Origin of the sequence: Streptomyces sp. col6, from assembly GCF_008042035.1 — a bacterium.
Classification (GTDB): domain Bacteria; phylum Actinomycetota; class Actinomycetes; order Streptomycetales; family Streptomycetaceae; genus Streptomyces.
In genome coordinates this window covers 145,209-164,931 of record NZ_RDBL01000014.1, presented here as the reverse complement: position 1 = coordinate 164,931, position 19,723 = coordinate 145,209, and the positions used below count along the sequence as shown (strand labels likewise).

General features: G+C 71.6%; 20 protein-coding genes. 11 read left to right on the top strand and 9 right to left on the bottom strand.

Going from position 1 to position 19,723, the window contains the following annotated elements:
* From EAO73_RS24555 to EAO73_RS24545, 3 genes are all read left to right on the top strand, one after another.
* The coding region (locus EAO73_RS24555) for an electron transfer flavoprotein subunit beta/FixA family protein (RefSeq protein WP_412075159.1) at positions 1-296 on the top strand (296 nt) is incomplete at its 5' end.
* A gap of 58 nt (positions 297-354) precedes the next feature.
* A complete protein-coding gene (locus EAO73_RS24550) occupies positions 355-1,317 on the top strand; it encodes an electron transfer flavoprotein subunit alpha/FixB family protein (protein WP_147973748.1) in 963 nt (320 codons plus the stop codon).
* Between the two features lie 170 nt (positions 1,318-1,487).
* Positions 1,488-2,786: a DUF6986 family protein gene (locus EAO73_RS24545; protein ID WP_147973747.1), complete on the top strand. Its 1,299-nt coding sequence runs from the start codon at positions 1,488-1,490 to the stop codon at positions 2,784-2,786.
* A 12-nt stretch (positions 2,787-2,798) separates the two neighbouring features.
* Here EAO73_RS24545 and EAO73_RS24540 read toward each other — a convergent pair whose 3' ends face one another.
* Both EAO73_RS24540 and EAO73_RS24535 read right to left on the bottom strand, forming a co-directional pair.
* Positions 2,799-3,698: a hypothetical protein gene (locus EAO73_RS24540; RefSeq protein ID WP_147973746.1), complete on the bottom strand. Its 900-nt coding sequence runs from the start codon at positions 3,696-3,698 to the stop codon at positions 2,799-2,801.
* Positions 3,699-3,756: 58 nt separating this feature from the next.
* Complete coding sequence (locus EAO73_RS24535) at positions 3,757-4,785, bottom strand: LacI family DNA-binding transcriptional regulator (protein WP_147973745.1); 1,029 nt, start codon at positions 4,783-4,785, stop codon at positions 3,757-3,759.
* A 178-nt stretch (positions 4,786-4,963) separates the two neighbouring features.
* Here EAO73_RS24535 and EAO73_RS24530 point away from each other — a divergent pair, with 178 nt between their 5' ends.
* Positions 4,964-5,929, top strand: a complete 966-nt coding sequence (locus tag EAO73_RS24530) for an ROK family protein (RefSeq protein ID WP_147973744.1) — start codon at positions 4,964-4,966, stop codon at positions 5,927-5,929.
* 52 nt (positions 5,930-5,981) lie between these two features.
* Here EAO73_RS24530 and EAO73_RS24525 read toward each other — a convergent pair whose 3' ends face one another.
* Positions 5,982-8,006 carry an NPCBM/NEW2 domain-containing protein gene (locus EAO73_RS24525; protein ID WP_147973743.1) on the bottom strand — a complete coding sequence of 675 codons (2,025 nt, stop codon included), beginning with the start codon at positions 8,004-8,006 and terminating at the stop codon, positions 5,982-5,984.
* Between the two features lie 263 nt (positions 8,007-8,269).
* On the opposite strand from EAO73_RS24525, the gene EAO73_RS24520 reads away from it, so the two are divergent.
* Genes EAO73_RS24520 through EAO73_RS24510 form a run of 3 tightly spaced genes read left to right on the top strand, consistent with a single transcriptional unit; the run spans position 8,270 to position 11,404 of the window.
* Positions 8,270-9,559, top strand: coding sequence for an ABC transporter substrate-binding protein (locus tag EAO73_RS24520; RefSeq protein ID WP_147973742.1), 1,290 nt, complete (start codon positions 8,270-8,272; stop codon positions 9,557-9,559).
* 16 nt (positions 9,560-9,575) lie between these two features.
* Entirely contained in the window at positions 9,576-10,490 is a 915-nt protein-coding gene (locus EAO73_RS24515) for a carbohydrate ABC transporter permease (RefSeq protein ID WP_147973741.1), read from the top strand.
* The gene (locus EAO73_RS24510; RefSeq protein ID WP_147973740.1) at positions 10,487-11,404 is read left to right on the top strand and encodes a carbohydrate ABC transporter permease; all 918 of its coding nucleotides are present in this window, start codon (positions 10,487-10,489) and stop codon (positions 11,402-11,404) included. Before EAO73_RS24515 ends, EAO73_RS24510 begins: the two co-directional genes overlap by 4 nt.
* Positions 11,405-11,447: 43 nt before the next feature.
* Here the strand turns inward: EAO73_RS24510 and EAO73_RS24505 are convergent, their stop codons facing one another.
* Entirely contained in the window at positions 11,448-12,011 is a 564-nt protein-coding gene (locus EAO73_RS24505; protein ID WP_147973739.1) for an excalibur calcium-binding domain-containing protein, read from the bottom strand.
* Between the two features lie 165 nt (positions 12,012-12,176).
* Between EAO73_RS24505 and EAO73_RS24500 the strand changes: the two genes are divergently transcribed.
* Both EAO73_RS24500 and EAO73_RS24495 read left to right on the top strand, forming a co-directional pair.
* The gene (locus EAO73_RS24500; RefSeq protein WP_147973738.1) at positions 12,177-12,443 is read left to right on the top strand and encodes a hypothetical protein; all 267 of its coding nucleotides are present in this window, start codon (positions 12,177-12,179) and stop codon (positions 12,441-12,443) included.
* Positions 12,444-12,554: 111 nt separating this feature from the next.
* Complete coding sequence (locus tag EAO73_RS24495; protein ID WP_147973737.1) at positions 12,555-13,592, top strand: NUDIX hydrolase; 1,038 nt, start codon at positions 12,555-12,557, stop codon at positions 13,590-13,592.
* On the opposite strand, the gene EAO73_RS24490 is transcribed toward EAO73_RS24495, so the two are convergent.
* Positions 13,551-14,261 carry an MBL fold metallo-hydrolase gene (locus tag EAO73_RS24490; RefSeq protein ID WP_147973736.1) on the bottom strand — a complete coding sequence of 237 codons (711 nt, stop codon included), beginning with the start codon at positions 14,259-14,261 and terminating at the stop codon, positions 13,551-13,553. The two genes, EAO73_RS24495 and EAO73_RS24490, sit on opposite strands and share 42 nt — an antisense overlap.
* Positions 14,262-14,352: 91 nt before the next feature.
* Positions 14,353-15,717, bottom strand: coding sequence for a dipeptidase (locus EAO73_RS24485; protein ID WP_147973735.1), 1,365 nt, complete (start codon positions 15,715-15,717; stop codon positions 14,353-14,355).
* Between the two features lie 184 nt (positions 15,718-15,901).
* On the opposite strand from EAO73_RS24485, the gene EAO73_RS24480 reads away from it, so the two are divergent.
* The gene (locus EAO73_RS24480) at positions 15,902-17,116 is read left to right on the top strand and encodes a geranylgeranyl reductase family protein (protein WP_147973734.1); all 1,215 of its coding nucleotides are present in this window, start codon (positions 15,902-15,904) and stop codon (positions 17,114-17,116) included.
* Between the two features lie 38 nt (positions 17,117-17,154).
* On the opposite strand, the gene EAO73_RS24475 is transcribed toward EAO73_RS24480, so the two are convergent.
* Positions 17,155-17,613 (bottom strand): nitroreductase family deazaflavin-dependent oxidoreductase, encoded by a 459-nt coding sequence (locus EAO73_RS24475; protein ID WP_147973733.1) that lies wholly within the window; start codon positions 17,611-17,613, stop codon positions 17,155-17,157.
* A gap of 160 nt (positions 17,614-17,773) precedes the next feature.
* Here EAO73_RS24475 and EAO73_RS24470 point away from each other — a divergent pair, with 160 nt between their 5' ends.
* Positions 17,774-18,487: a TetR/AcrR family transcriptional regulator gene (locus EAO73_RS24470; RefSeq protein WP_147973732.1), complete on the top strand. Its 714-nt coding sequence runs from the start codon at positions 17,774-17,776 to the stop codon at positions 18,485-18,487.
* A 62-nt stretch (positions 18,488-18,549) separates the two neighbouring features.
* Here EAO73_RS24470 and EAO73_RS24465 read toward each other — a convergent pair whose 3' ends face one another.
* Together EAO73_RS24465 and EAO73_RS24460 are read right to left on the bottom strand one after the other, a co-directional pair.
* Positions 18,550-19,305, bottom strand: coding sequence for a maleylpyruvate isomerase family mycothiol-dependent enzyme (locus EAO73_RS24465; protein ID WP_147973731.1), 756 nt, complete (start codon positions 19,303-19,305; stop codon positions 18,550-18,552).
* A gap of 20 nt (positions 19,306-19,325) precedes the next feature.
* Entirely contained in the window at positions 19,326-19,700 is a 375-nt protein-coding gene (locus EAO73_RS24460) for an SCO4225 family membrane protein (RefSeq protein ID WP_147973730.1), read from the bottom strand.
* Positions 19,701-19,723 lie beyond the last annotated feature (23 nt).

Here is a 19,723-nt window from a genome sequence, read left to right as displayed (position 1 = left end):
GTGCGTCGGAGGAGCTGGAGGCGTCGCTGCCGGCGGTGGTGTCGGTGACCGACCAGTCGGGTGAGGCCCGTTACCCGTCGTTCAAGGGGATCATGGCGGCGAAGAAGAAGCCGGTGAAGTCCCTGGATCTGGACGACCTGGGGATCGACGCGGACGAGGTGGGTCTGGCGGGTGCGTGGACCGCGGTCGATTCCGCGACCGAGCGTCCGGCCCGTACCGCGGGCACGATCGTGAAGGACGAGGGCGAGGGCGGCAAGCAGCTGGCCGAGTTCCTGGCCGGCCAGAAGTTCATCTAGCCCCGGCTGTTCCCTCACCACCCCCGCCTACTTCGTACACGCAGGAGATTGAAGTCCCATGGCTGAAGTTCTCGTCTATGTCGACCACGTGGACGGTGCCGTCCGCAAGCCCACTCTGGAGCTGCTCACGCTCGCCCGCCGCATCGGTGAGCCCGTCGCCGTCGCCCTGGGCAACGGCGCCGCGGACACCGTCGACGTGCTTGCCGAGCACGGCGCGGTCAAGGTGCTGACCGCCGACGCCCCCGAGTTCGCCGACTACCTCGTGGTGCCGAAGGTGGACGCCCTCCAGGCCGCCTTCGACGCCGTGTCCCCGGCCGCCGTACTGCTGTCCTCCTCCGCGGAGGGCAAGGAGATCGCGGCGCGTCTCGCGGTCCGTATCGGTTCCGGCATCATCACCGACGCCGTCGACCTGGAAGCCGGCGACGCGGGCCCGGTCGCCACGCAGTCCGCGTTCGCCGCCTCGTACACGACCAAGTCCCGTGTCTCCAAGGGCGTTCCGGTCATCACGGTCAAGCCGAACTCCGCCCCGGTCGAGCCGGCCTCGGCCGCCGGTGCCGTCGAGACCCTCGCGGTCACCTTCTCGGCGCAGGCCACCGGTACGAAGGTGCTCTCGCGTACGCCGCGTGAGTCGACGGGCCGTCCGGAGCTGACGGAGGCCGCGATCGTGGTCTCCGGTGGCCGTGGCGTCAACGGCGCGGAGAACTTCGCGGTCATCGAGGCCCTCGCGGACTCGCTCGGTGCCGCGGTGGGCGCCTCGCGCGCCGCCGTGGACGCGGGCTGGTACCCGCACACCAACCAGGTCGGCCAGACCGGCAAGTCCGTCTCGCCGCAGCTCTACATCGCCAACGGCATCTCCGGCGCGATCCAGCACCGTGCCGGCATGCAGACCTCGAAGACCATCGTCGCGGTCAACAAGGACGCCGAGGCCCCGATCTTCGACCTCGTCGACTACGGCGTCGTCGGCGACCTCTTCGACGTCGTCCCCCAGCTCACCGAGGAGATCAACACCCGCAAGGGCTGATCGCCGACGGTTGCGTACGAGCAACGGCCCGGGGCCGCACGGTGGACACACCGTGCGGCCCCGCGGCGTTCCCGGACACCGTTGACTCGGATGCGGTGGCCTTATAACTTCACTATACGGATTGTTGTTTCCGGGAAGCGGAAACAGTCGGAGTGTGGAGGGTGCGGACGATGGGTCAGCAGGAGAAGGTGGCGACGAGCCTCGCCGGTGCGGTCAGCGACGGGATCAGCGCGTCCCTCGCGGCGGTGGACGCCGAACTCGCCCGCCGCTACCCGGGCGACCCCGGCACCCGCCAGCCCGTGCACACGGTCTACGTACCGGGTGACACCTTCACGGCCGGCACCCTGCGCACCTGGGGCGACGAGGCGCTGAAGGCGCTCGACGAGCACGCCCCCGACGCATCGGCCCTCGCCGGGGTCCTCGGCATCCCGGACGAGCTGGCCGGCCCCGTGTACGACCGCGTGCGCGCCAAGCTGGAGCGCGAGCCCGTCGAGGACCTGCGCATCGACTTCGAGGACGGCTACGGACCCCGCTCCGACGCCGAGGAGGACGAGGCGGCGGCCCGCGCGGCCCGGCTCGTCTCGGAGGCGTACGCCAACGGCACGGCGGCGCCGTACATGGGCATCCGGATGAAGTGCATGGAGGCCGCCGTCCGCGACCGGGGCATCCGCACCACGGACGTCTTCCTCACCGGTCTGATGCAGGCGGGCGGGCTCCCCGAAGGCCTGGTCCTCACCCTGCCGAAAGTGACGTACCCGGAGCAGGTCACCGCCTTCGTCCAGCTCCTCGAAGCCTTCGAGCAGGCGCACGGGCTGCCGGCCGGACGGCTCGGCTTCGAGATCCAGATCGAGACCAGCCAGTCCATCCTGGCCGCCGACGGCACCGCCGCCGTGGCCCGCATGATCGACGCGGCGCGGGGGCGCGCCACCGGTCTGCACTACGGCACCTTCGACTACAGCGCCTGCGTCGGCGTCAGCGCCGCGTACCAGGCGAGCGACCACCCGGCCGCCGACCACGCCAAGGCCGTCATGCAGGTCGCCGCCGCGGGCACCGGCGTACGCGTCTCGGACGGCTCGACCAACGTCCTGCCCGTCGGCCCCACCCCGCAGGTCCACGAGGCCTGGCGGCTGCACTACGGCCTCACGCGGCGCGCCCTGGCCCGCGCCTACTACCAGGGCTGGGACATGCACCCCGGCCACCTGCCGACCCGGTACGCGGCCGTCTACACGTTCTACCGCGAGGGCCTGGAGCAGGCCGCCGCCCGGCTCGCCGCGTACGTCGCCAAGGCGGGCGGCGACGTGATGGACGAACCGGCCACCGCCAAGGCCCTCAGCGGCTACCTGTTGCGCGGCATCGACTGCGGCGCCCTGGACACCGACGAGGTGGCGAGGCTGACCGGCCTGACTCGTGCGGACCTCGACGCCTTCGCTTCGCCCCGGCGCGGCACCCTGACGGTCACGGCGCCGTAGCCGGACGGGGCGTCAGGCGGGGACTCCCTCGCCGGCGGTGCTCACCGGCGGCTCGGGGGCGGGCGCCGACGGGCCCCGCTCCGGGACGAGGGACTCCAGGCCGGAGCGCATGGTGCGTCCCTCGTCCCGGAGCAGCCGCGTGCCCCTCTCGCAGAGCCGGGCGTCGCCGAGCGCGCGGGCGCTGAATTCCTCCGGAGTGCCGCCGAACCACTCGCGCAGCAGCCGCGACCGGGCGATCAGTTCCGTGAGCACCTGCCGTTCCCCGGGATGGGCCCAGGGCGCGCCCGTGCCGTCGGCGAGCACGCCCAGGCGGTGGACGTACGCGTGGACGCCGTTCAGGAGCTCACCGGACGGCATCTCCACCGGGAAGCGGTCGGCCGGCAGGAAGACCCGGTCGTACGCGCCCTCCGGGAGGAAGACGCCCTCGCTGTGATCGACGTGCTCCAGCTGGACCGCGTCCAGCCACGTGACGAACAGGTCACGCGTCCGCCCCGGCGCGTGGAACGGCGACGCCGAGACGTAGCCGAGCGGGCTCACATGGGCGGAGACGCCGGCCTCGATGCCCGTCACGCGCGCCATGACCATGGGGATCACCGAGGAGAGGCCCCGTTCCGCCATCTTGTACCGGAGCTGTCCCGGGCAGGCATTGGAGCCGATCGCCAGCACCGGGGTCCGCTCGTCGACCGGCGGCGCGCCCATGCCGGCGAGCATCTCGTCGAGCTGCACCCCGCTTCCCGGCCCGTCGCACTCCACCGGCCACCGTTCGAGGCCCGTGTCCGGTTCCGGCGACAGCCGCAGATAGGTGTCCCCGAGCAGCAGACCCGACTCGGCGGGCCAGGCCCCCGGGTAGGTCAGCGGATGCTCGCGCGGAGCCGCGTCGAGACCGAGAGCCTCCAGTGTGCGATCCCTCATCTGATGTCCGGACCCTTCCCCGATCGGCTGCATGGCGCGTCAGGGTACCCAACTCCGTTCAGGACGGAGGGATTTCGCCGGAGCCGCGGGCGATCAGCCGGGTCGGCAGCTCCACCCGTGCCGGGGTGTGGTCGGACCCGTCGAGGCGGCGGAAGAGGTGCTCGGCGGCGGTGCGGCCCACCGCCGCCGCGTCCTGGGAGATGACGGTGATGCCGAGCAGGTCCGCCAGCTCGATGTCGTCGAAGCCCACCAGGGCGACCGGGCGCTCCCGGTCCGCCAGGACGCGCACCGCGGTCACCGTCACCCGGTTGTTGCCGGAGAAGAGCGCCGTCACGGGTTCCGGGCCGCCGAGCATCGTCTCGGCGGCGGTACGGACCCGGTCGGCGTCCGTGGGGCCGAGCGAGACCCAGGAGTCCTCGACGGTTATGCCCGCCTCCGCCATCGCCGCGTGGTAGCCGCGCAGACGCTCGGTCGCGGTGTGGATACGCGGCTGGTCGCCGATGAAGCCGATCCGGCGGTGGCCGTGCGCGATCAGATGGGCGACGCCCTCACGGGCCCCGCCGAAGCTGTCCGAGAGCACCATGTCCGCCTCGATGCGCCCGGCCGGGCGGTCCACGAACACGGTCGCCACCCCGGCCTTGATCTCCGGCTCCAGATAGCGGTGGTCGTCGGCGGCCGGGATCACGATCAGCCCGTCCACCCGGCGCGCGCACAGGGCGAGGACCAGTTCCTGCTCGCGCTCCGGGTCCTCGGCGCTGGAACCGTTGATGAGCAGGGCGCCGTGCGCGCGGGCCACCTCCTCCACCGCGCGGCTCAGCGGCCCGTAGAAGGGGTCCGCGAGGTCCTCCAGGACCAGTCCGATGGAGGCGGTCCTGCCCTTGCGCAGCACGCGCGCGCTGTCGTTGCGGCGGAAGCCCAGGGCCTCGATGGCCTCCTGGACGCGGCGCTCGGTGTCCGGGGTGACGCCCGGTTCGCTGTTGACCACGCGCGAGACCGTCTTCAGGCCCACCCCGGCACGGGCGGCCACGTCCTTCATGGTCGGCCGGTTGCCGTAACGGGGCTCGGGATGACGGGCGGTCTCGGCCACGATGCGCTGTCCTGTCGTCGGTGCGGGCGGTCCCGGCGGGCTGCGGCGGCTGCCGCGCGGCTCCCGGAGGGTGTGGCGTCGAGCATAGGCCCTGGACAACGTTGTCAAGGGAATGGAGACTAGGCAGACTGTTCACCTGAACCGCAGGTCCCGCCCCTCACCACCCGGAGCCACACCGATGCAGACCCACCTCGTCGCCGCCCTGGACATCGGGGGCACCAAGATCGCCGGCGCGTTGGTGGACCGGGACGGCACCCTCGTCGCACGCGCACAGCGCCCGACGCCCGCGCGGGAGAGCGGGGAACGCGTCATGGAGGCGGTCGGCGGCGTCCTGGCCGACCTGGCCGCGTCGCCGCGCTGGAGCGACGCGACGGCCGTCGGGATCGGCAGCGCGGGCCCGGTGGACGCCGCCGGGGGGACGGTCAGCCCGGTCAACGTGCCCGGCTGGCGGCGATTCCCGCTGGTCGAGCGGGTGGCCGAGGCCACCGGCGGCCTTCCGGTCACCCTGGTCGGCGACGGCGTCGCGATCACCGCGGCGGAGCACTGGCTCGGCGCGGCACGCGGCCATGACAACGCGCTGTGCATGGTCGTCTCGACGGGCGTCGGCGGCGGACTCGTCCTCGGCGGCGCCCTGCACCCCGGGCCCAGCGGCAACGCCGGCCACATCGGGCACATCAGCGTGGACCTGGACGGCGACCCCTGCCCGTGCGGGGCACGCGGCTGCGTCGAGCGCATCGCGAGCGGCCCCAACATCGCGCGCCGCGCGCTGGACGGCGGCTGGCGGCCCGGACCGGACGGGGACGCGTCCGCGGCGGGCGTCGCGGCGGCGGCGCGGGCGGGCGACCCGGTCGCCCTGGCTTCCTTCGAGCGCGCCGCCCAGGCCCTCGCCGCGGGAATCGCCGCGACGGCGACCCTGGTCGAGATCGACATCGCCGTCATCGGCGGCGGGGTGGCCGGCGCGGGCGACCTGCTCTTCGCACCGCTGCGCACCGCGCTGCGTCGGTACGCCACGCTGTCCTTCGTCCAGCAGCTGACGGTGGTGCCCGCCGTCATGGGCAACGACGCGGGCCTGGTGGGCGCGGCGGCGGCCGCCCTCGCCGCACGGACGGGCGCGGACGAGGGCGTGCCGGCACGGGCGCACTGACGCCCGGCGCGGGGCGGCGGAGGCCGCCGCCCCGGCCGACGGGCTCAGCACGTCATCCGCAGGTCCCCCAGTCCGCGTGGTCCGAGTCGACTCCGTCGCCGCCGGCGGTGACCACCAGCCGGACGACCTGTGCCCCGGCCACGTCCGCCGAGAGCGGCTGCGGTGCCATCGCGTTGGTCAGCACCCCGGTCGACGCGGCCTTCACGCCGTCCGCCCAGATCTCGAAGGCCACGGTGCCCTTGGCGCCCTTCTCGTCGTCGACGCCCACCTGCGCCGTCACGGTGGTGCACGCGCCGCCCGCGTAGTACTCGACGCTGCTCGCCGCGTGGACCCCGAGGCCCTTGGCGTACACCTCACCTCCGATGGTCAGCGGATGGCCGTCGCCCGCGGCGCTCTCGCCGTTGCTGGTGTCCTTCTCGACGGGCCCGTAGCCGTTCGACGCGCTCAGCTGCGGCAGGTCGCTCGGATAGACGCCGCCGGCCGGTGGCGGCACGACCACATGGGCCTGGAACGGGACGGACGACCGCACCCGCTTGCCGGTGGGGGAGCGGTACTGGGCGGTGAGCGTCAGGTCGTAGGTGCCCGGGGCCGCTCCGGCGGGTGCTGTCACCCGCCAGCGCGTGGTCAGCGCCCGGCCCGTGGGCAGTGCCGCCGTCCCCGTCGCCGAAGCGGCCTTCACCTTCCAGCCGGCCGGGCCGGTGAGCGCGGCGGACACCGCGAGCGCGGGCGTCCGGCCCAAGTCGGTCACCCCGGTCGTCAACGCCGCCGTACGGCCCGCCTCGACGAGCGGGCTGCCCTCCAGGGCGAGTTCCACGGCGGGCGGGTGCGCGGCCCAGCGGGAATCGGCCGCGACGCGCAGCAGCACGGTGCCGTGGGCGGGGACGGTCGCCGAGAGGGCGCCCGCCGTGTTGCGGGTGCTGTGGTCCCACAGGTCCCGCACGGTGTACCCGGACGCCTGTGGCAGGCCCGCCGCGGCCGCCGTGGTGGAGATCCGCTGCGCGCTGCCGCTCTCGTTGAACAGCGCCACCGCCCGGCTGCCGTCCGCCATCTCCTTCGCGACGACCCAGCGCCCGCCCTCCGAGGAAAGCACCTCACCCTGCTTGCCCAGGGGGTCCTGGTCGACGGCGATGACCTCCTCGTTGGAGAGGATGTCGAACGTCTCCTGCGAGGCCGTGCGCAGATCGGACCCGATGAGCAGCGGTGCCGCCATCACCGACCACATCGAGAAGTGGGTGCGGTACTCCGTGTCCGTCATCCCGCCGTTGCCGACCTCCAGCATGTCGGGGTCGTTCCAGTGCCCGGGACCGGCCGCGGCCGCGAGCGGCAGGTTCTGCTTCATGATCGACAGCATGCTGCTCCAGCTGTCGTTGATGTCGCCCGTGGTGCGCCAGAGATTGCCCAGTTCTGCGGCCCATTCCCAGGGCTTGTTCTCGCCCCATTCGCAGATGCTGTAGACGATGGGCCTGCCGGTCGCGGCGAGCGCGTCGCGCATCGTCGTATAACGCTCCCTGGCGTCCACGCCCTGGTTGTTGCAGTTGTCGTACTTGAGATAGTCGACGCCCCAGTCGGCGAACTGCCGCGCGTCGCTGAACTCGTGGCCGAGCGCGCCGGGAAGTCCCACGCTGTCGCAGGTCTTGGTCCCGGCACTGGTGTATATCCCGAGTTTGAGTCCCTTGGAGTGGACGTAGTCCGCGACCGCTTTGATGCCGTGCGGAAAGCGCACCGGATCGGCTTCGAGCTTCCCTTCCGCGTCGCGCTGCGGAAGGGCCCAGCAGTCGTCCAGATTGACGTACTGGTACCCGGCGTCCTTCAGTCCCTTCTCGACGAAGATATCGGCGATTCCCTTGACCATCGCCTCGTTGAACTCGGCTCGGCAATGCGTGGAGTTCCAGTTGTTGAACCCCATGGGCGGGGTGAGGGCGAGTCCGTTGGCCGCTTCGGCGGCGGCCGGCGCGGGTGCGGGGGTGTGCGCGGCGGCGGGAACGACAGCCCCCGCGGTACACAACAGGCCCGCGGTCAGGGCTCCGACGACTCTGTGGCGGCTCGCCCGGGTGGGACGGCTTGGAAGATGACGCATCGTTACGTTCCTCCGTACTCGTGCCGGATCATGTGGCGACATGTGCACGCCAGGGCGAGCGATTACGTTAGAGCGTGTTGAAGTCTGTTGGAAGAGGGTCGGTGCCCGATGGGCTACATCTCGTCAAAACCCTTGACTGCGCCCCATGTTGGGGGTGAGATCCAAGCGCACGTTCGGTTGTGTTCGGTTGCCTTCCGGAGGACGGGGTCATGGCACACTCGTACGAAAGAACGAATCCGCCCGGCAGTGTCGCGGGACATCGGATGTCCCGGCGGAGCCTGCTGCGCGGCGCGGCCGTCGGTGCCGGAGCGGTCACACTTCCCGCCCTGCTCACCGCGTGCGGCGGCGGTCCCGGCGGGGACGGCAAGACCATCACCCTGGGATCGAATGCGTCCGACCCCGTTCCCAAGAAGGCGTTCGCCGACGCGTTCACGGCGTACGCGGATCAGTCCGACGGGCGCAAGGTGAAGGTCAACACCGTCGACCACAACACCTTCCAGGAGAACATCAACCGCTATCTCCAGGGCAAGCCCGACGACGTCTTCATGTGGTTCGCCGGGAACCGTATGCAGTTCTTCGCCAAGAAGGGCCTGTTGCACGACATCAGTGACAACTGGCAGCACTACACGGGATTCTCCGACGCCCTGAAGGACCAGTCCAGCGGCGAGGACGGCAAGCAGTATCTCACCCCGTACTACTACTATCCGTGGGCCGTCTTCCACCGGAAGAGCCTGTTCACCGAGCGGGGCTACGAGGTGCCCACCACGCTGGACGAGTACGTGGCACTCGCCCGGCAGATGAAGAAGGACAAGCTGGACCCCATCGCGTTCTGCGACAAGGACGGCTGGCCCGCCATGGGCACCTTCGACTACATCAACATGCGCACCAACGGATATGAATTCCACAAGAGCCTCATGGCCGGAGAGGAGGCATGGACGGACAAGCGCGTGAGGGAGGTCTTCGACACCTGGCGGCGTCTCCTTCCGTACTGCCAGCCCGGCGCCAACGGCCGCACCTGGCAGGAGGCCGCCACCAGCCTCCAGAAGCGCGAGGCGGGCATGACCGTCCTCGGCCTCCCGCACCCCGGGGCGCAGTTCCCCAAGGGAGAGCAGGCCGACCTCGACTTCTTCCCGTTCCCCGCGATCAACCCCGAGCACGGCCAGGACGCCGTCGAGGCGCCCATCGACGGGTTCCTGCTCGCCAAGAAGTCCAAGAACCTCAAGAACAAGAAGACCCTGGAGAGCGCCAAGGACCTGCTGAAGTGGCTCGCCACCGGCAAGGCCGAGGACATCTACCTCAAGAGCGACCCGAACAACATCGCGGTCAGCGAGGAGGCGGACACCTCCGGGTATTCGGCGATCCAGAAGAAGGCCGTCGAACTCGTCTCGGGCGCCAAGCAGATCTCCCAGTTCCTGGACCGTGACACCCGCCCCGATTTCGCCTCCACGGTGATGATCCCGGCGATCCAGAAGTTCATCAGCAGTCCGAACGACGTGGACGGCCTGGTCAACGGCATCGAACGGCAGAAGAAGACCATCTTCGCCTCGGACTGAACCGGGAGTACGCAACGTGTCGTTCATCTCGGGGCGGCGCACCGGACGACGGGGCTCGCGGCGGTTCACCCACCGCGACCTCGTCGTGCTCGGTGTCCTGCTCGGCCTGCCCGTCCTGCTCGACCTCGCCGTGGTCTGGGGGCCGACCCTGGCTTCCGTCGTCCTCTCCTTCACCAGCTGGGACGGGATCGGCGACATCGAGTGGGTCGGTACGCGCAACTACACGGACCTCTTCACGAACTACCCGCAGTTCTGGCCCGCCGCCCGGCACAACCTGCTCTGGCTGGCCTTCCTCGGCCTCGTCGCCACCCCGTTCGGGCTGCTCCTGGCGGTACTGATCGACCGGGGCGTGCGGTTCAGCCGCTTCTACCAGTCCACTCTGTACATGCCCGTCGTGCTCTCGCTCGCCGTGGTCGGCTTCATCGCGCAGCTCGTCTTCTCCCGCGACCAGGGCGCGCTCAACGCCGTACTCGGCGACACGGATTCCCCGACCGACTGGCTGGGCGACCCCGACCTCAACATCTGGATGGTCCTGCTGGCCGCCGCCTGGCGCCACACCGGCTATGTGATGATCCTCTACCTCGCCGGGCTCAAGGCCGTGGACCCCTCCCTCAAGGAGGCGGCTGCGATCGACGGGGCGAGCGAGGCGCAGACCTTCTTCCGCGTCGTCTTCCCGACCCTGCGGCCGGTCAACGTCATCGTCGGCGTCATCACCGTCATCGAGTCGCTGCGCGCCTTCGACATCGTCTACGCGGTCAACCACGGCCGCAACGGCCTGGAACTGCTCTCCGTACTCGTCACCGACAACATCATCGGCGAGGCCAGCCGGATCGGCTTCGGCTCCGCCATCGCCGTCGTCCTGCTGACCGTCTCCCTCGGATTCGTGGTGACGTACCTGGTCCAGGAGCTCCGAGGGGAGAAAGACCGATGACCACGACGCAGGCCGCGCGCGTACGCCCGGCGCCGTCCGCCCCCGCCGCGGCACGCCGGCGGATCCGCCCCGGCCGGCTCGGCGTGCACGCCTTCCTGATGGCGGTCTCGCTGGCCTTCCTCGCCCCGCTGCTGCTCGCCGTCTACGCCTCGCTGCGGCCGTACGACGAAACCTCGGAGTACGGCTACTTCTCGCTGCCGCGCCATCTCTCCCTGGACTACTACCGGCAGGCGTTCACCGACTCCGGCATGACGAAGTACTTCGTCAACACCATGATCATCGCGATCCCGGGGGTGCTGGTCACCCTCTTCCTCGCCTCGTTCGTGGCCTTCGCGCTCGCCCGGCTGAGGATGCGCGGCGGACTGGTCCTGCTGATGCTCTTCACGGCCGGCAACCTGCTTCCGCAGCAGGTGATCGTCACCCCGCTGTACGTCGTCTTCAACCGGATCCCGCTGCCCTACTGGATGTCCGACTCGATGACGATGTTCGACTCGTACTGGGCCGTCGTCCTGGTGCAGATCGGATTCCAGCTGGGCTTCTGCGTGTTCGTCCTCGCCAACTTCATGCGCACCCTGCCCAAGGAGATCCTGGAGGCGGCGATCGTGGACGGGGCGGGCGTCTGGACGCAGTTCTGGCGGATCACCCTGCCACTGTGCCGCCCCGCGCTGGCCGCGCTGGGCACGCTCCAGTTCACCTGGATGTACAACGACTTCCTGTGGGCGCTCGTCTTCATCTCCGACGGCGACAAACTCCCGGTCACCTCCGCGCTGAACAACCTGCGCGGTCAGTTCTTCACGGACTACAACCTGCTCGCCGCCGGTTCGGTGATCGTCGCGCTCCCGACGCTCATCGTGTTCCTGCTGCTGCAACGGCACTTCATCGCCGGGCTCACGCTGGGGGCCGGCAAGGGGTGACGGGGCCTGTCCGGCGGAACACCACCGGACAGGCCGACGGCGCCTACTCGCAGGCGACGCCGTCCCCGTCGCGGTCGAGGTGACGGCCGTATCCGGGGTCGCCCCGATGGATCGGGGCCGCGCCGGCCGCGCGTACGGCGGTGCAGTTCGCGTAGTACGCCGAGCTGCCGCCGCCCGAATCGCCGCCGCCGGAGCCGGAGCCCGAGCCCGAGTCGTCCGAGGAGCCGGCGGGGGCCTTCGGCGTCACCGTGACCTTGACGGTCTTCGTCTTCGTGACGGTCGGCACCGCCTCGGGGCTCGCGGTGACGGTCTCGGTCACGGCCGGCTCGGGCGCGGGCGTGACCGAGACCGTGGCCGTGACGGTCGGCGCGGGCTCGGCCTTCGCCGCGGCCTCGGTCTTGTCCGTCGCGGGATCGCCCCCGGCGGCGCCCATCCCCACGCCCACGAAGAAGAGAACGGCCGCCGCGGGGATGACGATGCGTTTCCTCGCCCAGCGGGGTGCGCCGCCCCCGGGGCCCCCGGGGCCGCCCGGCCCCTGCGGCCCGAACGGGGACGGCTGCGGCGGCGGCCCCCAAGGCGGCGGCTGCGGCGACGGGTTGTGTGTCATGGGACCCCCAGAAGGTGCGTGGAGGGACGACCGTAGCCAGCGCGCGCAACACATGGGAGGGCAATCCTCCGCTAGTGATGGAGTTGTGACCGAAGTGTGGAGCCGGTGACCCGCCGAGCCCCGCGCAGCCCCGCCGATGTCAGTGGCGGGTGCGATCCTGCTCGCATGGACGAGATCATGCGACGGCGGGTGTACGGCGCCGACCACGACGACCCCGACCCGGGCCCCCGGCCGGGGCGCGTCTACCGCGAGCTGGTGGGCGGACCGCTCGACGGCCTGCTGCTCGACGTGACGGGGTGGACGCCGGTGGCCCTCGCGGACGGCTCCGCCCTGGTCACCGAGATCGGGGCCTACGGACCGGGCGGCCGGGCGGAGTACGGGCCGCGCGCGGAGGAGCCGGACAAGTGGGACTGGCGGGGCGATACCCCGTAGTTCTGTTTCGGCCGCCTCCGTCCCGTACGAGCAACGTGTCGCCCCGGGCGTGTTTCCGCGACAGGGTGTTGCGGGCAAGCCACAGGGGGCTGCTACGGAAGAGGGGGAACCGTGATCGTCTGGATCAACGGTGCGTTCGGCGCCGGCAAGACCAGCGCCGCGCGTGAACTGATCGATCTGATCCCGAACAGCACCTTGTACGACCCGGAGATCACCGGGACGGGGCTGCACAACCTGCTGCCCCGGAAGAAGCTCGCCGAGGTGACGGACTTCCAGGACCTGCCGATCTGGCGGCGCCTCGTGGTGGACACCGCCGCCGCGCTGCTCGCCGAGCTGGGCGGGGTGCTGGTGGTGCCGATGACGCTGCTGCGACAGGAGTACCGCGACGAGATATTCGGCGGCCTCGCCGCCCGGCGCATCTCGGTGCGCCATGTGCTGCTCTCACCTGAGGAAACGATCCTGCGTGCGCGCATCGCGCACCGGGCGGAGTCTCCCGCCGACGCGGAGGGCGTGGACCCGGCCGGCAGCTGGGCGTACGACCGGATCGAACCCTACCGCTCGGCGCTCGGCTGGATCACCGGGGACGCCCACACCGTCGACAACAGCGCGCTCACCCCGCGCGAGACGGCCGAGCGCATCGCGGAGGCCGTGCACACCGGGGCCGCCCCGGCCTGCGAGATCGTCCAGACACCCGAGCCGACCGCGGAGACCGTCGCCGCCGGGGTGCTGCTCTTCGACGAGCACGACCGGTTCCTGCTCGTCGACCCCACCTACAAGCCCGGCTGGGAGTTCCCCGGCGGCGTGGTGGAGGCCGGCGAGGCCCCCGCCCAGGCCGGGATCAGGGAGGTCGCCGAGGAGATAGGCATCCAGCTCGCACGTGTGCCGAAGCTCCTCGTCATCGACTGGGAGGCGCCCGAACCCCCCGGATACGGAGGACTGCGGCTCCTGTTCGACGGCGGCCTGCTGACCGGGGCGGACGCCGAACGGCTGCTCCTCCCCGGCTCCGAACTGCGCGGCTGGCGGTTCGTCACCGAGGCGGAGGCGGCCACCCTGCTGCCGCCCACCCGCTACGAACGGCTCCGCTGGGCGCTGCGGGCCCGCGAACGCTCAGCCGTGCTCAACCTGGAGGCCGGAGTCCCGGTCGGCTGAGGCCCGCAGGACCGCGGCGGCGTCCTCGGTGAGGGGATCGCCGTGACCGAAGCAGACCGTGGCCGGTTCCAGCGCGGCCAGCCGCCGGAACGAGGCCACGGCCTGCTCGCGGTCGATGTTGAAGACGCCCAGCATCACCTGCCCCACCCCGGCCACGCAGTCGCCCGTGAACAGGACGCCGTGCCGGGGCAGATGCAGGCCGATGGAGCCCGGGGTGTGGCCGGGGGAGTGGACCACGCGCGCCCCGCCCGCGAAGGGCAGCGTCACGCCGTCGGCCAGTTCTGTGTCGACCCGGGTCGGCGGAGCCGGGGGAACGGTCAGCGCGTGTTCGTACAGTGGGCGTTCCCAGTCCAGCAGGACCGGCTCCCCGACCTCCTCCTCGCCCCGGATCACCGGCGCGTCCAGCCGGTGCGCGAGGATCTCGGCACCATGGCGGTCTGCCAGCTCCTGGGCGGCGCCGTAGTGGTCCCGGTGGCCGTGGGTGATGACGATCCGGGCGATGCCGGCGGGGTCGTGGCCGAGGCCGCGCACCGCCTCCTCGATGGCGGACGCCGCGTTCACGTCGCCCGCGTCGATCAGGGTCAGCTCCGTCCCGTCGCGCCAGAGGTACGCCTGGCCGATCGGGAAGCGGAACATGTGCAACTGCGGAAGCACCTCGACGAGATCCATGCGGCGAACGTACGGCGAACCGTCCGGTCACCGCATGGATCTACGCTCTCGGCGAGCTTCGCTCAACGCGTAGCGCGGTCCCGGCGCGGGCTCAGACCGCCTTGGACGCCGCGTAGTTGCGCAGGAACAGCGCCTCGGCCACCGACAGGCGCTCCAGCTCCTCGGGCGACACGCTCTCGTTCACCGCGTGGATCTGGGCCTCCGGCTCGCTCAGCCCGATCAGCAGGATCTCCGCGTCCGGGTACAGCTCGGCGAGCGTGTTGCAGAGCGGGATCGAGCCACCCATGCCCGAGGACTGCATCTCCTGGCCCGGGTACGCGACCCGCATGGCGTCGGCCATCGCGGTGTACGCCGGGCTCGCGATGTCCGCGCGGAACGGCTGGCCCTGGCCGACCTGCTCGACCGAGACCCGCGCGCCCCACGGGGCGTGCGCGAGCAGGTGCGCGGTCAGCAGCTTCGTCGCCTCGTCCGCGTTCTGCCCCGGCGGCACCCGGAGGCTGATCTGCGCGCGGGCGCTCGCCTGCACCGACGGCGTCGCGCCGACCACGGCCGGGCAGTCGATGCCGATCACGGTGACAGCGGGACGCGCCCAGATCCGGTCGGCGACCGTGCCCGTGCCGATGAGCCCGACCCCGTCGAGGACCTTGGCGTCCTTGCGGAACTCCTCCTCCGGGTACTGCAGACCGTCCCACTCCGTGTCCGCGGTCAGACCGTCGACGGTCGTCGAACCGTCCTCGGCGCGCAACGAGGCGAGCAGCTGGATCATCGCGGCGAGCGCGTCCGGCGCGGCACCCCCGAACTGCCCGGAGTGGAGATTGCCCTCAAGGGTGTCCAGCTGCACCCGCAGCATCGTCATGCCGCGCAGCGTCGAGGTCACGGTCGGCAGCCCCACCCGGAAGTTTCCGGTGTCACCGATCACGATGGTGTCGGCCGCGAGCAGCCCGGGGTGCGCCTCGGCGTACCGCTCCAGACCCCCGGTGCCCTGCTCCTCCGAGCCCTCCACGATCACCTTGACCGAGACGGGCACCCCGCCGTCGGCCCGGAGAGCGCGCAGCGCGAGCAGATGCATGATGAAGCCGCCCTTGCAGTCGGCGGCGCCCCGGCCGAACCAGCGGCCGTCACGCTCCGTCAGCTCGAACGGCGGGGAGAGCCAGGCCGGCTCGTCGAGCGGCGGCTGCACGTCGTAGTGCGCGTAGAGCAGCACGGTCGGGGCGTCCGCCGGACCCGGCAGGAAGCCGTAGACGGACTGGGAGCCGTCCGGGGTGTCGAGCAGGGCGACGTCCTGGAAGCCGTCGGTACGCAGCGCCGCGGCGACCCACTCGGCGGCGGCCTCGCACTCGCTCCTCGGGAAGACCGCGGGGTCCGCCACCGACTGGAAGGCCACCAGCTCGGTCAGCTCCGCCTTGGCGCGGGGCATCAGCGAGGCGACGGTCTCGGAGATCGGATGGGCGGTCATGGGGCACGCTCCTGGTAGGTGCGACGTTATGTATACGTTTCCGGGTACTCGCCCGCCTGGAGTGCGGCGTCGCGGGTACGTCGGGGACTCGGCCGATCCTCCCACAGCGGGGCTCGGCGACAACGAGCCGTAGGATGCCGTGAGCAGCTTGGGCCACTGGTCGGATCGGGAGCAGAAGCACATCGTGAGCAGCGAGAACGCAGACGCCGGACATGAGCACGAAGAGTCGTCCGTCTGGGACGTCGTCGTAGTCGGCGCCGGACCGGCGGGAGCCTCCGCGGCATACGCGGCGGCCGTGGCCGGCCGTAAGGTACTGCTCCTGGAGAAGGCGGAGCTGCCCCGGTACAAGACGTGCGGCGGCGGCATCATCGGATTCTCGCGCGACGCGTTGCCGCCCGGGTTCGAACTGCCCCTGAAGGACCGGATCCACGCGGTCACCTTCTCGCTCAACGGCAGACTGGCCCGCACCCGCCGCTCCAAGCGGATGCTCTTCGGGCTCATCAACCGCCCGGAGTTCGACGCGGGGCTCGTCGAGCAGGCGCAGAAGGCCGGTGCCGAACTGCGCACCGGAGCCACCGTCACCCGGGTGGAGCAGCACGGCGCCGCGGTGCCCGACCGGCGCACGGTCGCCGTGGTGCTGTCCGGCGGCGAGACCGTCCTCGCCCGCGCGGTGGTGGGCGCCGACGGCAGCGCCGGGCGGATAGGAGCGCATGTCGGGGTGAAGCTCGACCAGGTCGACCTCGGCCTGGAGTCGGAGATCCCGGTCCCGCCCACCGTGGCGGAGGACTGGGCGGGCCGCGTCCTCATCGACTGGGGCCCCATGCCCGGCAGTTACGGCTGGGTCTTCCCGAAGGGCGACACCCTGACGGTCGGCGTGATCTCCGCGCGCGGCGACGGCGCCGGCACCAAGCGGTATCTGGAGGACTTCGTCGCGCGGCTCGGCCTCGCCGGGTTCGAGCCGACGATCTCCTCCGGCCATCTGACGCGCTGCCGCAGCGAGGACTCGCCGCTCTCGCGCGGCCGGGTGCTGGTGTGCGGGGACGCCGCGGGCCTGCTGGAGCCGTGGACCCGCGAGGGGATCTCGTTCGCGCTGCGCTCGGGACGGCTCGCCGGGGAGTGGGCGGTGCGCGTCGCGGAGGCGCACGACGCGGTGGACGCCCGCCGCCAGGCGCTCAACTACGCCTTCGCCATCAAGGCCGGGCTCGGCGTCGAGATGAGCGTGGGCCGGCGCATGCTGAAGCTGTTCGAGCGCCGCCCGGGTCTGCTGCACGCCGTGCTGACCGGCTTCCGCCCCGCGTGGAACGCGTTCGCGGGCATCACCCGCGGGACGACTTCGCTGGCCGAGCTGGTCCGTTCGCACCCGCTGGCCCAGCGGGCGCTCTCGGCGATGGACCGTTAGAACGCGGGCTTCCGGGGGCTGACGCACCGTCCGGTGCGTCAGCCCTTCTCGCTGATCAGGAAGACCGGGTGGTCCGGGCAGGCCGCCAGGATCTCGGCGTCCGTGGACTTCGCCGTGATGCCCTGGAAGTACTGGTTGACCTCCCAGCCCCAGCGCTCCAGATAGGCGCGGACGACGGCCGCCTTGTGCGCGTCGTCCGCGATCTCCACGGCCGTGAAGGTCCGCGTCCTGCGGCCGGTCCGCAGCTCCCCGCCGCCGGCCGCCCGCATGTTGCGCACCCACTGCGAGTGGCCGCGCGCGGAGACCAGGTAGCGCGCGCCCTCGTAGGTGTGCGGGTTGACCGGGACGCGCTGCATCTTGCCGCTCTTGCGGCCCCGCACCGACAGCTCCTGCGAGCCGAGCAGACTGATCCCGTGCCGTGCGAGCCAGCCGACGAGGCTGTTGAAGCGGACGTTGAGCGGGCTGCCCTGCAGGTAGTACGGCTCCGTCTGCGACATGGTGTGACCCCCACGGTGGAGAGAACGTTTCCGAGAGCAGTGCTCTCGCTTGAGATCAGTGTGCACGAAAGCGGTGCTCAAAAGCAAGAGCAGTGCTCTCTCTTCGGGTCGGCACTCTCGTTATTGGGCACTGCTCTGCTTGCGTGGCAGACTGAACCCCATGAGCACTGTCCGGGGAGCCAGGGAACGGGCCCGTATCGAGGTCACCGCCGCCATCAAGGACGAGGCGAAAAAGCAGCTCGCGGCCGAGGGCGCGGCGAAACTGTCGCTGCGCGCCGTCGCGCGCGAGCTGGGCATGGTCTCCTCGGCGCTCTACCGCTACTTCCCCAGCCGGGACGACCTGCTGACGGCCCTGATCGTCGACGCGTACGACGCGGTCGGCGCGGCGGCCGAGCGGGCCCACCGGGCCGCCGCCGGGGCGGCCGGCGCGCCCGTCACCGGTCTCGCCCGCTGGGTGGCCGTCGCCTGCGCCGTACGCGACTGGGCGCTGGCCCACCCCCACGAGTACGCGCTCATCTACGGCTCACCCGTGCCCGGCTACACGGCACCCCAGGACACCGTCGGCCCCGCCGCACGCGTCGGCATGGTGCTCATCGCCATCGTCGAGGAGGCCCACCGGGACGAGGGCCTGGCGCTGCCGCCGCTCCCCGGCGAGCTGCGCCCGGAGGCCGAACGGCTCGCCGCCGACATCGCCCCCGGCCTGGCCCCGGCGGTGGCCGCGCCGCTGGTCGCGGCCTGGGCGCAGCTGTTCGGGCTGGTGTCCTTCGAGGTGTTCGGCCAGTTCCACCGGGTGGTGGAGGCCCGCGAGGTCTTCTTCCGTCAGGCCGTCACGGAACTGGCCCGCACGGTGGGCCTGCTGGGAAGGCGCGGCTGAGGACGGCGGACGTACGGCGGGGCGCAGGCCGCGCCCCGCCGTCGTGGGCCGGGTTCAGGGCGTCACGACCAGGTGATCGAGGAGTTGTCGCGCCACAGCCTGGCCAGATCCTCGTCGCCGGTCACCGTCAGGGCCGTGAGCGGGAGCCGGTTCCACAGGGTGAGATAGAGCGTCTCGGCCGGAGCGCTCAACTCGCAGTCCGCGGTGGCCTCCGTGACCGGCCCCTCCTCGCGTACCGCCGACGGCGGCTCGGCCGACAGCCGTACGGTCCACACGGTGCCTGTGTCCGTCGCCCGGACCCGCAGCGTGCGCGGGGTTCCGGTGCGCACCCTGCTCTTCGGGCGGGCGTGCATCCCGAGCAGCAGTTCGTCGATGCCGTCCAGCGCGTGGGCGGGTGCGACGGGGGAGAGGGCGCCGCCCCGCGCGGATTCGGCGTCCACCCGGTGGATCGTCGTCTCGTGCGCCTGGCGGCGGGCCCAGAAGGCGAGCGGCGAGGACGCGGGGAGGAACGACCAGCACTCCACGTCGTGCGGCGCGTTCTCCAGTACCTCCACCAGGTGCCGGTGCCCCTCGCGGAAGAGCGCCACCAGTTCCGGGCCATCCAGCTGCGATTCCCCGGTGTCGGGGACGTACGAGGTATGCCCCTCGCGCACGAGGGCGGCGGCCCAGGCATGCACCATCGCGGTGTGTCTGAGCAGATCGCGTACCCGCCAGTCGGGGCAGGTCGGCACCGGTGCTCCGGCCCCGGCCCCGTCGGCCGCGTCCGCGAGGAGGCGGCCCTCGGCGGCCAGGGTCTCTATGTGTTCCGTGATCTTCATGGCCGGATTGTGCCAGGCGGTCAGGCGCCCTGGGGGTGGGCCGAGCCGGTCCGGCGGGCGCCGCCGCGTACGACGAGCCGGACGAACCAGCCGAGCGCCAGCGACTGCACCAGCACGGACACCGTCAGCGCCAGGTACATGAACCAGGCGGGGCCGAAGGACTCCGCCCCCGCCAGCGAGCCGCCGAGCAGGAACAGGAACACGGTCGGCGCCGCCATCAGGAACAGCCAGACACCGGCGAACGAGGCGTCGTCATGGGTGACGAACAGGGTGTCCACGGTGACGAACACGGCGGCCACGGCGACGGCGCCCAGGTAGAGCAGCGACGCGGCGTTGCCGAAGGTGAGCCGTGCGAGCGTGCGGATCGTCTGCTGGTTCATGGCCGGCGGGTTCATGGTGTCTCCCCGTCGATGGCTGT

Bases quoted from the DNA above. Each gene is read 5' to 3' on its own strand.
- EAO73_RS24550 (WP_147973748.1), top strand. From the start codon at position 355: ATGGCTGAAGTTCTCGTCTATGTCGACCACGTGGACGGTGCCGTCCGC.
- EAO73_RS24540 (WP_147973746.1), bottom strand. From the start codon at position 3,698: ATGAGGGATCGCACACTGGAGGCTCTCGGTCTCGACGCGGCTCCGCGC.
- EAO73_RS24530 (WP_147973744.1), top strand. From the start codon at position 4,964: ATGCAGACCCACCTCGTCGCCGCCCTGGACATCGGGGGCACCAAGATC.
- EAO73_RS24490 (WP_147973736.1), bottom strand. From the start codon at position 14,261: ATGGATCTCGTCGAGGTGCTTCCGCAGTTGCACATGTTCCGCTTCCCG.
- EAO73_RS24475 (WP_147973733.1), bottom strand. From the start codon at position 17,613: ATGTCGCAGACGGAGCCGTACTACCTGCAGGGCAGCCCGCTCAACGTC.
- EAO73_RS24525 (WP_147973743.1), bottom strand. From the start codon at position 8,006: ATGCGTCATCTTCCAAGCCGTCCCACCCGGGCGAGCCGCCACAGAGTC.
- EAO73_RS24545 (WP_147973747.1), top strand. From the start codon at position 1,488: ATGGGTCAGCAGGAGAAGGTGGCGACGAGCCTCGCCGGTGCGGTCAGC.
- EAO73_RS24500 (WP_147973738.1), top strand. From the start codon at position 12,177: ATGGACGAGATCATGCGACGGCGGGTGTACGGCGCCGACCACGACGAC.
- EAO73_RS24460 (WP_147973730.1), bottom strand. From the start codon at position 19,700: ATGAACCCGCCGGCCATGAACCAGCAGACGATCCGCACGCTCGCACGG.
- EAO73_RS24465 (WP_147973731.1), bottom strand. From the start codon at position 19,305: ATGAAGATCACGGAACACATAGAGACCCTGGCCGCCGAGGGCCGCCTC.
- EAO73_RS24505 (WP_147973739.1), bottom strand. From the start codon at position 12,011: ATGACACACAACCCGTCGCCGCAGCCGCCGCCTTGGGGGCCGCCGCCG.
- EAO73_RS24510 (WP_147973740.1), top strand. From the start codon at position 10,487: ATGACCACGACGCAGGCCGCGCGCGTACGCCCGGCGCCGTCCGCCCCC.
- EAO73_RS24485 (WP_147973735.1), bottom strand. From the start codon at position 15,717: ATGACCGCCCATCCGATCTCCGAGACCGTCGCCTCGCTGATGCCCCGC.
- EAO73_RS24470 (WP_147973732.1), top strand. From the start codon at position 17,774: ATGAGCACTGTCCGGGGAGCCAGGGAACGGGCCCGTATCGAGGTCACC.
- EAO73_RS24520 (WP_147973742.1), top strand. From the start codon at position 8,270: ATGTCCCGGCGGAGCCTGCTGCGCGGCGCGGCCGTCGGTGCCGGAGCG.